General features: G+C 65.7%; 9 protein-coding genes. 3 read left to right on the top strand and 6 right to left on the bottom strand.

Going from position 1 to position 12,034, the window contains the following annotated elements; all coding sequences use genetic code 11:
• Window positions 1-250: 250 nt before the first annotated feature.
• Complete coding sequence (locus FKQ52_RS16525) at window positions 251-3,982, bottom strand: calcium-binding protein (protein WP_205750884.1); 3,732 nt, start codon at window positions 3,980-3,982, stop codon at window positions 251-253.
• Window positions 3,983-4,816: 834 nt separating this feature from the next.
• Window positions 4,817-5,110 (bottom strand): hypothetical protein, encoded by a 294-nt coding sequence (locus FKQ52_RS06830; RefSeq protein WP_240811764.1) that lies wholly within the window; start codon window positions 5,108-5,110, stop codon window positions 4,817-4,819.
• A gap of 309 nt (window positions 5,111-5,419) precedes the next feature.
• On the opposite strand from FKQ52_RS06830, the gene FKQ52_RS06825 reads away from it, so the two are divergent.
• From FKQ52_RS06825 to FKQ52_RS06815, 3 genes are all read left to right on the top strand, one after another.
• The gene (locus FKQ52_RS06825) at window positions 5,420-7,036 is read left to right on the top strand and encodes a DEAD/DEAH box helicase (protein ID WP_141626487.1); all 1,617 of its coding nucleotides are present in this window, start codon (window positions 5,420-5,422) and stop codon (window positions 7,034-7,036) included.
• A gap of 109 nt (window positions 7,037-7,145) precedes the next feature.
• The gene (locus FKQ52_RS06820) at window positions 7,146-8,201 is read left to right on the top strand and encodes a GGDEF domain-containing protein (protein WP_141626486.1); all 1,056 of its coding nucleotides are present in this window, start codon (window positions 7,146-7,148) and stop codon (window positions 8,199-8,201) included.
• Between the two features lie 38 nt (window positions 8,202-8,239).
• Window positions 8,240-9,010: a 1-acyl-sn-glycerol-3-phosphate acyltransferase gene (locus tag FKQ52_RS06815; protein WP_141626485.1), complete on the top strand. Its 771-nt coding sequence runs from the start codon at window positions 8,240-8,242 to the stop codon at window positions 9,008-9,010.
• A 96-nt stretch (window positions 9,011-9,106) separates the two neighbouring features.
• On the opposite strand, the gene FKQ52_RS06810 is transcribed toward FKQ52_RS06815, so the two are convergent.
• Genes FKQ52_RS06810 through FKQ52_RS06795 form a run of 4 tightly spaced genes read right to left on the bottom strand, consistent with a single transcriptional unit; the run spans window position 9,107 to window position 11,995 of the window.
• A complete protein-coding gene (locus FKQ52_RS06810) occupies window positions 9,107-9,910 on the bottom strand; it encodes a MetQ/NlpA family ABC transporter substrate-binding protein (RefSeq protein ID WP_141626484.1) in 804 nt (267 codons plus the stop codon).
• 24 nt (window positions 9,911-9,934) lie between these two features.
• Window positions 9,935-10,591, bottom strand: a complete 657-nt coding sequence (locus tag FKQ52_RS06805; RefSeq protein WP_141626483.1) for a methionine ABC transporter permease — start codon at window positions 10,589-10,591, stop codon at window positions 9,935-9,937.
• Window positions 10,591-11,580 (bottom strand): methionine ABC transporter ATP-binding protein, encoded by a 990-nt coding sequence (locus FKQ52_RS06800; protein WP_141626482.1) that lies wholly within the window; start codon window positions 11,578-11,580, stop codon window positions 10,591-10,593. The genes FKQ52_RS06805 and FKQ52_RS06800 overlap by 1 nt, the downstream gene beginning before the upstream one ends.
• 1 nt (window position 11,581) lies before the next feature.
• On the bottom strand, window positions 11,582-11,995 hold the full coding sequence (locus FKQ52_RS06795) for an iron-sulfur cluster assembly accessory protein (protein ID WP_141626481.1): 414 nt from the start codon (window positions 11,993-11,995) through the stop codon (window positions 11,582-11,584).
• Window positions 11,996-12,034 lie beyond the last annotated feature (39 nt).

Here is a 12,034-nt window from a genome sequence, read left to right as displayed (position 1 = left end):
ATTCCAACTTTCAAAACATCGCCCTGCTAACTTTTCCCGCACCGGCGCTCCGGTTCGGAATCGTTCGGTCGCGCCGTCGCCACACACCCGTCAGGACGTTCAGCCGGCCGGTCAGGTCCAGGCGCTCGGCGCTCCTTCGGCGCCCGCAACGCAATACCGACGTAACGGGCCCACACAGCGCCCATGCCCGTCCCTAAGCGGCAGCGGACCGGGAGCCGCGCCCTCGTCAAGGGCAGGGCTCCCGACGGGGTCACAACATCCCGAGAATGTCCGCGTGGTTGAAGGTGCCGGCCGCGCCGAAGTCGAACGCCTCAATGCGATACCAGGCGAGGCTGTCGAACTGCTCGTCAACGCGAACGCTGCCGCCATCGGCGAAGGTGATGATCAGGTCGTCAGCGTCATCGGCCGCGCGAGAGAAGGTGGTGGTCGCCAGATCGATATTGAGGAAGGTCAGGGTATCGAACCCGCCGATCCCGCTATCGAAGATCACATCCTGCCCGTCTCCGAGCGCGTAGATGTAGGTATCGTTTCCGGCACCGCCGAACAGCTGGTCGTTGCCGAGCCCGCCCTGGAGGATGTCGTCGGTCGAGAAGCCATGGATGACGTCATTGCCAGACGTACCGGCCTGCTGGAGCAGGCGGACATTGACCTGGGCTGCGGTCAAGGTCGCATCCGAAAACACGAAGCTCTCGATACGGTCCCAGCCATTCGAGTGGAACTGGTCGTCGATGCGAACAGTCCCTCCGTCCGCGAAGGTCAGGATCAGATCATTGGCGTTGGCCGGATCACGCGTGAACAACACATCAGCCAGTGCGATTCCTGACATTTGCAGGGTGTCGACCGAGATGATGCCGCCGTCATCGATCACATCGTGGCCGTCGCCCAAGGCATAGAGGTAGGTATCGTTGCCCGCGCCCCCGATCAGAAGATCGTCGCCCTCCCCGCCTTCCATGATATCGTCAGTCGAGAAGCCACGGATCACGTCATTGCCGGACGTACCGGCCTGCTGAAGCAGGCGGACATTGACCTGGGCCGCGGTCAGGGTCGCATCCGAGAAAACGAAGTTTTCGATACGGTCCCAGCCATTCGAGTGGAACTGATCGTCGATCCGAACGGTCCCTCCGTCCGCGAAGGTCAGGATGAGGTCGTCGGCATTCGACGGATCACGCGTGAACAACACATCGGCCAGCGCGATTCCCGACATTTGCAGGGTATCGACCGAGATGACGCCGCCGTCATCGATCACATCGTGGCCGTCGCCCAGGGCGTAGATGTAGGTGTCGTTGCCCGCTCCGCCGATCAGGAAATCATCCCCGAGCCCGCCCTGCATGATGTCATCGGTTGCGAAGCCCTGAATGAAATCATCGCCTGCCGTGCCCGCGTGCTGCAGCAGATAAACGTTCAGCTGCGCCGCGTTCATGGTCACATCCGAGAACACAAAGTTCTCGATCCGATCCCAGGTGTTGCTCTCGAATTGACCGACAACCCGAACAGTCCCGCCGTCGGAGAAGGACAGGATGAGGTCGTTGATGTTGCCCGGATCACGGGCGAACACGACGTCAGACACAGCCACGCCCGACATCTGCAGCGTGTCTACGGAGATCACGCCGCCGTCCTCGATCACATCGTGGCCGTCGCCGAGTTCATAGATGTAAGTGTCGTCTCCCGCGCCCCCGATGAGAAGGTCGGCGCCCAGACCGCCCTGAAGGACGTCGTTGGTGTGGAAGCCGCGCACCACATCATCACCGGCGGTCTGGCTTGATGCGATCAGGGTGGCGCGAATCTGGGAATCCGTAAGGACGAGATCTGTGAAGACAAAGCGCTCGATTCGTCCCCAGCCCTCGGGGTCAAACTGATCGATGATCGTCAGGCTTTCGCCACTACTGAACGTAATGACCAAATCCTCGAAATTCGCGCCGGACCGGCTGAGAGTCGCATCCCACGAGAACAGCCAGTCCATGACCACCTGATCATTCAGGGAGTAGGTGCCGCCGTCATAGATCGCGAGGTCTCCCTCGAAGGCGAAATAATAATAGGTGTCGTCGCCCTGACCGCCCGAAGCGATTCCGGCGCCTGCGGTCAGATTAATGAAATCCGCGCCGCCGGTTACATCAAGCAGACTATCCCCTGCATCCAGATTCACAACGTTGGCGCCGCGAATGATCTGGATCCAGACTTCCTCAACGGCCTCGTTGTCGAAATACCTCGACATCACCTCTCTCAGGGCGCCTTCGAAGGCCTGCTGATCCCCCCCGAACCGGATGTCGCGGCTATAAGTCAGCCACGGCAGAACCTGTTCCAGAACGCCGACCATTCCCTCCGGCCCACCGATGCCGAGGGACATGTAGTAGATCGACTCCACCAGCTCCTGAAGCGGTTGCGCGGCGCTGGCCAGACTTCCATCGAAATTCTCGCCTATGAAAACCCAGAGCGGGTTCGCCAGAGCCGTTTCCAGGTCAGGATTGAAGAAGAAGTCCGCGTACGCAGCCTGACTTACGAACTGCGAGCCGTAGAACCCGACGATCGCATCGAAGATCGCCTCGAGCCTAATGGCTTCCGCCGGCGTCGGGTCGGGCGTGGTGCCCCCGGTCGGCAAAGCAAGTTGATAGTCGAAGCCATAGAAGGCCTCGATCAAGGCCAGATGTCCCGCATCAATATTGGCGCCCCTCGACCCGGGCGTAACCGAATCCGCACCCGTCCAGGCCAGCAGGATATCAACCAGTCCGGCCCTCAGGTCAGCGTAGCTCAGGCTGGATGAACTGGTGACGAGATCGATCACCGCCTCCCGAAGATCGGCGTTCAGGGACATGGACACCCGCAGGTCAGGCACGTCCCCGTAGCCCATCAGCTCCGGCAGCTTTTCGGCATCCGCATGATAGGTGAAGCCTGTAGGCAGGGTGTAGCGGGAGAGGGTCTGGTTCACCTCGAAAAACACCGCAGCGGCGCCACCCGAACCATTGGCGCCGGCATAACTCCCGGTGGAGGCGATGATCGAACCGTTGACGACCGTTCCACTGGCCGTGTGGCCGAGATTGATCGCCGTGACGCCGGCGCTGGCCAGACTGACGAGTTCACCGGCGTCCGTGACGCCGTCGCCATTGGCGTCAATCCAGACTCCCAACGTCGCATAGATGGGATCGCTGGCGTCGATCACGCCGTCATTGTTGCTGTCGAATGTTGCGAGGACATCGAACCCGTTGGTGTCCTCAGTGCCGAACATTTCCGCCAGTGAGTCGATGGCGCCGTTGCCGTTGAGGTCCCGCACCAGGAACCCGTCACCGCCGGTGACCCAAGCGGTATGTTCGGCGAACCCGTCGTTGTCGATGTCAAAGAATGCGTTCGACGCATCGAGACCGACCAGCTCGATACCGTCACCGTCGAGGTCAAGAACCAGCGGATCCTTCGGCGGTTGATCCTCCGGCGCCTGCGGTCGCCAAGGCATGCCCGGACCGCCGTTGCCGAAGTTCGATCCGCCTGCGCCGCCGTTCCCGCCGCCGGGGCCGCCCGGACCGGTGGGCGGGGTTCCGAACGCGCCGCCCGGCCCACCCGGGCCGGGGCCGTTAGGATTGTTCGGATCATTTGGGCCGGGGCCATTCGGATTGTTAGGATCATCTCCCGGAGGAAGCGGCGCAGGGCCGCGATTGCAGTTGATGGCATCGTTCACTGCGCCGAGCGCGCTGGACGTCGAACCCAGCCCGCTGGTCACCGGGATATTATTCATCAACCGCCCGGCCATGCCCGGCATGTTGGAGGCGTTGATCACCGCCTGGGTAATCTCGGTTTCAGATGACCAACTCCGCAGCGTCATTACAGTATCGATCAGTCCGGTCCCCCACCGCGCACCCTGATAGAGGGTCGCCGCGCCGCGCACGGCTGCGGCGCCCGGTTGGCCGGCCCTGATCTCACCGGCCGAGGTAAGAGCCGTTGTGACGCCGGTCTCCATGTTCGGAGCCTGTCCGGAAACGTCCAGGTTACACGCCATCTTACCCCCCTCAAGCTGTACCCTCCGATGGGACCGGGAGACAGATGGGGCGTCCACTCAAGATTGCGTCATTAACCAAAACACCACCCTGAGAGATGCGGCGGCGGACTGAGATCAGAAGCGAAATCAATCCCCCGACAGCAGCCGCGCGCCATCCTCCATCCGAACGATGCTTAACCGTCAAAGCTGTTCAACGAACGCGACTCGCCCACTGCGCGAGTTCGTAGCCCCAATGACCCACGGGCCGCGCCCGGAGGCCTTATCTAGGGAAAGCGTCATGACCTTCGCACGATCCTTCGCTGCTATCAGCCTTTCGGCCGCCCTTGCGCTCACGGCCGTAGCCCCGGCCATGGCCAAGACGCCGGGCCGCCTGTCCGATCTGGTCGGCGCCCGCGCGCCGGTCACGCGCGGAGGGCGAACCGGGCCGCTGCGGCTATCAGGCCGGGCTCTATGGCTCTCCCTACGACGACCGGCACGAGACCGAGGGCTATCACGAGGGCTACCTCGCCGGGGAGGGCGAGGCGGGCAATCGCCGCAACTCCAAATCCCGCTGGGTCCGTCAGGCGCCCTGGCAGGCGCAGAACGCCTGCTCGCGCCGCGCCGACGACTTCCAGAGCCGTCCGCAAGGCTCCAGCGTGCCGATCAGCGTCAGGGACCTGAGACGGGACCAGTGGGAGATGACCATGGCGACCGGCAGCTACCGCTCCATCTGTCGCGTCACCTCTGACGGGCGCGTCATTTCGATCGATCCGTACTGAGACCGCGAACAACAAAAAACGCGGCCGCCCTTCAGCGTCCGCGTTTCGATGTTTCAGCCCTGACTGTCGGCCGAACCTACTGGCGGCCCGCGACCAGCACGTTCTGGACACGGCGGCCCAGCGGGTCGCGCGAGTGCCAGGTGTCGCCCACGTCCGCGTCGATCATCTCCTGGCAGAAGCTGTCGATCCAGAGGAAACGCGGACGGATGTTGTTCAGGCAGACGCGGCTGCCCTGCACGCGCCAGCGGCCCGTCAGGTTCGTGCCGTCCGACCAGCGCGAGCGGTAGGACCCGTCGGCGTCGAAGTAATGTTTAACCCAACCACCGTCCGCATAGCGGGACAGCACAGTGTTGCCGAATGCGGCGTTCATGTCGGCCTGGCCCGGCGTAGCCGCCAGACACACGACAGCAATCGTCGCTGCAGCAAGCGTGCGAAGCATGCTGGATACCCTCTCAAAGACCCTTCCCGGGCGGACTATTAACAGCCTGTAACGCAATGCCAACCCCCGATCCGCGCGACACGAATAGTTGACTATGGCGCAGGGGCTTCTATATGCGGCCAACGTTACGGGACAGGACTGGCGAATTCGCGCCGCCCGCTCGCCCACGGCACAGGGCGGTTCCGAGACATCGCACGACGACCCGATGCGCGGGACGTCCTTCCATAGTCCCAAGGACCCATGACTGAATTTTCGCAACTGGGCCTCTCGCCCACGACCCTGCAAGCGGTCGCCGATACCGGCTATACGACCGCCACCCCCATTCAGGCCGCCGCCATTCCGGTGGCCCTCGCCGGGCGCGACGTGCTCGGCATCGCCCAGACCGGCACCGGCAAGACCGCCGCCTTCACCCTGCCCCTGATCGACCGGCTGCAGTCGGGCCGCGCCCGCGCCCGCATGCCCCGCGCCCTGGTGCTGGCCCCGACCCGCGAACTGGCGGACCAGGTCGCCGAAAGCTTCGCCAAATACGCCAAGGGCACCAAGCTGAACTGGGTGCTGCTGATCGGCGGCGTCTCCATGGGCGACCAGGTCGCCGCCCTGAACAAGGGCGTGGACGTGCTGATCGCCACCCCGGGCCGCCTGATCGACCTGTTCGAGCGCGGCAAGATGCTGCTGACCGGCGTGGAGCTGATGGTCATCGACGAAGCCGACCGCATGCTGGACATGGGCTTCATCCCGGACATCGAGAAAATCTTCAAACTGACGCCGCCCAAGCGCCAGACCCTGTTCTTCTCGGCCACCATGCCGCCGGAAATCACCCGCCTGACCACGCAGTTCCTCAAGGATCCGACCCGGATCGAGGCCTCGCGTCCGGCCATGACCGCCGACACCATCACCCAGTATATCGTCCGCATCCCGACCTCGGACCCCAAGGCCAAACGCACCGCCCTGCGCGCCCTGGTGGGCCGCGAGGACGTGAAGAACGGCATCGTCTTCTGTAACCGCAAGTCGGAAGTCGACATCGTCGCCAAGTCTCTGAAGACCCACGGCTTCGACGCCGCCCCGATCCACGGCGATCTGGACCAGTCGCTGCGCATGAAGACCTTGGCGGACTTCCGTTCGGGCGCACTGAAGATTCTGGTCGCCTCCGACGTCGCCGCGCGCGGCCTCGACATCCCGGATGTCAGCCACGTTTTCAACTACGACGTCTCGCACCACGCCGACGACTATGTGCACCGCATCGGCCGCACTGGTCGGGCCGGCAAGCTGGGGCAGGCTTTCATGATCGTCACCCCGGCCGACGACAAGGCGTTGGACAAGGTGCTGAAGCTGATCAAGAAGGACCCGGAAGAACTGGTCCTGGACGGCATCGACTTCGCCGCCATCAAGGATGCGCCCCGCCGTGACGGCGGACGCGACGGCGGTCGCGGCGAAAAGCGCGCCCGCGGCCGTGGCGACCGCCCGGCCCGCGCGCCCCGTCACGAGGATGCCGCGCCCGAGGCCCTCGGCGAACAGCCCGCGACCGAAGTCGCTCCGGCGCCCCTCGCCGCCGAGGACGCCGCGCCCGCCCGCCGCACGCGCAGCCGTCGCGGCGCCAAGCCCGCCGTGGACACTCCGGTCGAAGCCGCTCCGGTGGCCCAAACCGCCGTCGCCGATCTGGTCGAGGCCGAGGCCTCCGTTGAGCCGCCCGCCCCGCGCGAGCCGCGCCGTGAGCGTGGCCGGGGTCGTGACCGGGAGCGTAACGCCGAATCGCGCGAAGCCGCCGCTCCGGAGGCGCCCCGCTCAGGCAATGGCCGACCGTTCGGTGATGCCGAAATCCCCGCCTTCCTGCGCCGTCCGGTGACGATCAGGGGCTGAGCTTTTCCGCCGAACGGCGGTTACGCTTAACCCCTCGTTACCTGTCTTCGGTCTAGCGTTTCGCCCGCGTCGCTCGTCAGGAGCGATACGCATCGGGGAAGAATTCCGCATGACCTTGCCGGTCGAAACCACGCTTCGGAGTCCCGAAGCCTACGGGCTGTCGCGTCGTGTGATCGACGAGATGGAGACCGCGGGCGTCTGGCCGACCCCGCTCAATTTCGAGCTCTGGCTTCACTATCTCGGCGACCCCGAAAGCGCTCTGGGTCGCGAGATGCAGCGCATGCTGGGCGCCCGGGAGCCCTTCACCGAGGCCGTGGCCGACATGTTGGCCGCCGAGTACCTGCCGCGCGGCCGCCTGACCGAGGAAATCCGTGACGCCGGTCGCGTGCTCGACCGCGAGCTGTCCAGCGTCGCCGACGCCATTTCGCGCGCCCACAAGTCCCAGTCCGCCTACGGCCAGACGCTGGACAAGGCCGCCACCAGCATCGAGACCGCCGGTGACGGCGCGGCCCTGAAGACCATCGTCGGCGGCCTGACCACCGCCACCCGCCGCATCCAGCGCGAGAACGAGACGCTGGAGAAGAAGCTGGACGCCTCCACCCGCGAGGTCGCGCGTCTGCGCGAGCATCTGGAACAGGTCCGTCGCGATGCGATGACCGACGCCCTGACCAATCTGGCCAACCGCAAGGCCTTTGACGAGCATCTGATCGCCGCCTGCGAACAGGCCGAGACCACCGGCGAACCGCTGGTGCTGGCCGTGCTCGATGTCGATCACTTCAAGCGCTTCAACGACACCTGGGGCCACCAGACCGGCGATCAGGTCCTGCGTTATGTCGCCAGCGTCATCGGTCGTTTCGGTCAGGCGCCCCGCGTCGCCGCCCGCTACGGCGGCGAGGAGTTCGCCCTGATCTTCCCGCGCGAGGATGCCCGCCAGGTCGCCATCGCGCTGGAGGCTATCCGCAAGGAGATCGCCTCGCGCTCGCTGCGTCGTCGCTCGACCAATGACGAACTGGGCGCCGTGACCATCTCCGCCGGCTTCGCCGTGCGCCAGCCGGGCGACACTCACACCAGCCTGCTGGAACGCGCCGACAGCGCCCTGTACGCCTCCAAGCGGGCGGGCCGGAACCGCGTCACCTCGGCCGAAGCTCTTGAGCAGGCAGCCTGATCTCTTGGCCCGTCGCCAGATCGCGGCATAGTAAATCCATGCGCAGCTTCGCCTTCGCGATCGCCTACTGGTCGCTGTCCATCCTCTACACCCTCGCCGCCAGCGTCGCGGCGCTGGCTCCGGGGCGCAAGGCGACCGGCTGGATCATCCGCCGCTACGTCCGGCGCATGGTCTGGGCCATGCGTGTGCTTGCCGGCATCCGTATCCGTTACCGGGGCGAGGACCGCCTGCCGCAGGGCGCCTTCATCATCGCCTCCAAGCACCAGAGCTGGGGCGACGGCTTCGCCACCTACGACCGCTTCCACGACCTCGCCTTCGTCACCGGCGACCATCTGGAGAAGTTTCCGCTGCTGGGCACGGTCCTGCGCAAGCTGGGCGCCATCGTGGTCAACAGCTGCGGCGGCCGTGAAGCCCGCGACGCCCTGAAACACCGCGCCGCCGACGCCCATGCCGAGGGCCGCAAGATCCTCATCTACCCGGAGGGCCATCTGGCAAGGATCGGCGAGAAATACCGCTATCGCTCGGGCGTCTGGCACATGTACCGCGACTTCAACATGCCGGTCGTGCCGCTGGCCACCAACCTGGGTCTGTTCTGGTCACAGGAGGCGTTCAAAAAGACGGCGGGCACAGCCACGCTGGAGTTCCTCGACCCCATCCCCGTCGGCCTGCCCAAGGACGAGTTCCTCGCCCGGCTGGAGGCCGCCGTCGAAGGCCGCACCGCAGAACTGATCGCGGAGGCGACGGGCGCACCGGTCACAGCGGCGGTGCAGGTTGAAGCGCCGGACAAAACCCGGAAAGTCAGGAATTAGGGACTGGGGATTAGGTTGTCTGGGCGCACGTCAGCCGTCGGTGCGACCGTCGAACCGCCTAATCCCTAATCCCTAATCCCCAGTCCCTAATCCCTCCTAAGCCGCCGGAATCACCGCCCCATCATACTTCCGCGCGATGAAGTCCTTCACCGCCTGACTGCGCAGGGCGCGGGCCAGCGCCTGCACGCGCGGGTCGTTCTGGTTGTCAGGGCGGGCCACCAGATAGTTGATGTAGGGACTGTCCGCGCCTTCCAGCGACAGGGCGTCGGTGCGCGGCTTCAGGCCCGCGTCGAGGGCGTAGTTGGTGTTGATCACCGCCGCATCAACCTGCGGCAGGATGCGCGGGATGGTCGCCGCCTCAACCTCGCGGAACACGAAGCCCTTGGGGTTGCCGGTGATGTCGCGCACCGTCTGCAACGGGTTCTGGCCGTCCCGCAGGGTGATCAGCCCCGCCGCCTGAAGCAGCAGCAGCGAACGCCCCGTGTTCGACGCATCGTTCGGCAGCACGATCTGCGCGCCGTTGGGCAGGGCCGCCAGCGCGTTATGCTTCTTCGAATACAGCCCCAGCGGCTCGACGTGCACGCCCGCCACCGTGATCAGATTGGTCCCGCGCGCGGCGTTGAATTCGTCCAGATACGGCTTGGTCTGGAAGTAGTTCACGTCCAGCCGGCTTTCGGCCAGCTGCACGTTCGGCTGAACGTAGTCGTTGAACACCTTGATCTCGATCGGCACGCCCTCGGCGGCGAGGATCGGCTTCACGACCTCCAGGATTTCGGCGTGCGGCACGGCGGTCGCGCCGACGATCAGGGCGCCGCCCTCCCCGCGTTTCTCACCCCCCGCGCCACAGGCAGCGAGCGTCAGCAGGGCGGCGGCGGAGAGCAGGAGCGAACGACGGATCATGGCTTGAGCCTTCCGGGGGAGCGATCAGCGGTGGGAGACGGCGGTGACCAGACGGTCGCCGATCATCTGAAGGATTTGAACCAGCACCAGCAGCAGGACGACGGTCACGACCATGACGTCCGTCTGGAAGCGCTGATAGCCGAAACGCACGGCCAGGTCGCCCAGACCACCGGCCCCGACGACCCCCGCCATGGCGGTGTAGCTGACCAGGGCGATGGCGGTGACGGTAGCACCGGCGATGACGCCCGGCAGCGCCTCGGGCAGCAGGGCGCGCGTCACGATCTGGAAGGTGGAGCCGCCCATGGCCTGCGTGGCCTCGACAACGCCCTTGTCCACCTCGCGCAGGGCCGTCTCGACCAGTCGCGCATAGAAGGGCGCCGCGCCGACGACCAGCGGCGGGATGGCCCCGGCCACGCCCAGCGACGTCCCGACCAGCAGTACCGTCACCGGCAGCATTACGATCAGCAGGATGATGAAGGGCACCGAGCGCAGCACGTTCACGACGAACGACAGCACGGCGTTCAGCACCGGATTGGCCGCCAGCCGCCCCTTGCCCGACAGATACAGCAGCACGCCCAACGGCACGCCCAGCACCACCGTCAGCACAAGCGATCCGCCCAGCATCAGCAGGGTGTCCAGACCGGCGCGGGCGATCTCGCCCCAATCGACATTGTCGAACATCAGGCGGCCTCCACCCTGACGCCACGGTCGGTCAGTTGCGCCATCGCGGCACCGGCGTCGCCGCCGGTGAAGGCCACGACCAGCTGGCCGTAGGGCTCGCCCCGGATACGGCTGATCCGGCCCGACAGGATCGAATAGTCCACGCCCACCGAGCGCGCGACGCGGCTCAGCTCGGGCTCATAGGTCGAGGCGCCGCGGAAGGTCAGCCTGGCCAGCTTCGCGCCCGCCGGCACGACGGAGGCGTCAAACGCCTCCTCGCCCTCGGCCAGCATGGCCTTCGTCACCGGATGCTGCGGGTGCAGGAAGACATCCGCCGTCGCGCCCTGCTCCACGATACGGCCGTCCTTCAGCACGGCCACGCGGTCACAGACCCGACGCACCACCTCCATCTGGTGGGTGATCAGAACGATGGTCAGCCCCAGTTCCCGGTTCAGCTGATCCAGCAGGGTCAGAATGTCCTCGGTCGTCTCCGGGTCCAGCGCGCTGGTCGCCTCGTCGCACAGCAGGACCGAAGGCCCACAGGCCAGCGCCCGGGCGATGCCCACCCGCTGCTTCTGCCCGCCCGACAGTTGGGCCGGATGCTTGCTGGCGTGTTCCGAAAGGCCCAACCGCTCCAGCAGCTCGACCACGCGGGCCTTCACCTCGGCCTCGGGTCGTCCTTCCAGACGCAGCGGGAAGGCCACGTTGTCGAAGATGGTCTTGGCGTTCAGCAGGTTGAAATGCTGGAAGATCATGCCGATCCGGCGGCGCGCGGCGCGCAGCTCGCCCGGGTTCAGGGCGGTGATCTCCTGCCCGTCCACGAACACCTTGCCGGCGTCCGGCGTCTCCAGACGGTTGATGGTGCGGATCAGGGTCGACTTGCCGGCGCCCGAGCGGCCGACCACGCCGAAGACCTCGCCCTTGGCGATCTCCAGATCCGCGCTGTCCAGCGCCACGCGCTCGCCCGCCGCGCTGCGATAGCGACGGATCACCCCTTCAAGGCGGATCATGTCAGTCGGCCTTCAGCGGGGTGATGGTGACGCTCTCGCCACAACCACAGGCGTCCGTCTGGTTCGGATTCCGGAACACGAATTTCGACGCCAGCTTGGTCGTCTCGAAATCGATCTCCGACCCGATCAGGTACAGCACCGCCTTGCCTTCGATCACGACGGTCGCGCCCTTGTCGGTCACCACCTCATCCAGCGGGCCGACCTCCTCGGCGAAGCCGAAGGTGTATTCCTGCCCGGCGCAGCCGCCGTTCTTGATCCCGACCCGCAGGCCCTTCACCGGCTTGTCGGCGGTCAGTTCGATCACGCGCGCGGCGGCGGCGTCCGTCAGGGTGACGATCGCGGGGCGCGGGCGGCGCGGACGGGCTGTGGTCGTGAGATCGGTCACTTGGCGGTTTCCAGACGGAGCAAACGTCATACGCAGGAACCTGCGTTGCACGCTGCAAAGAGCATCCCA

Origin of the sequence: Brevundimonas sp. M20, from assembly GCF_006547065.1 — a bacterium.
In the GTDB taxonomy this organism is placed as follows: domain Bacteria; phylum Pseudomonadota; class Alphaproteobacteria; order Caulobacterales; family Caulobacteraceae; genus Brevundimonas.
This window is presented reverse-complemented; position numbering and strand designations above follow the sequence as displayed.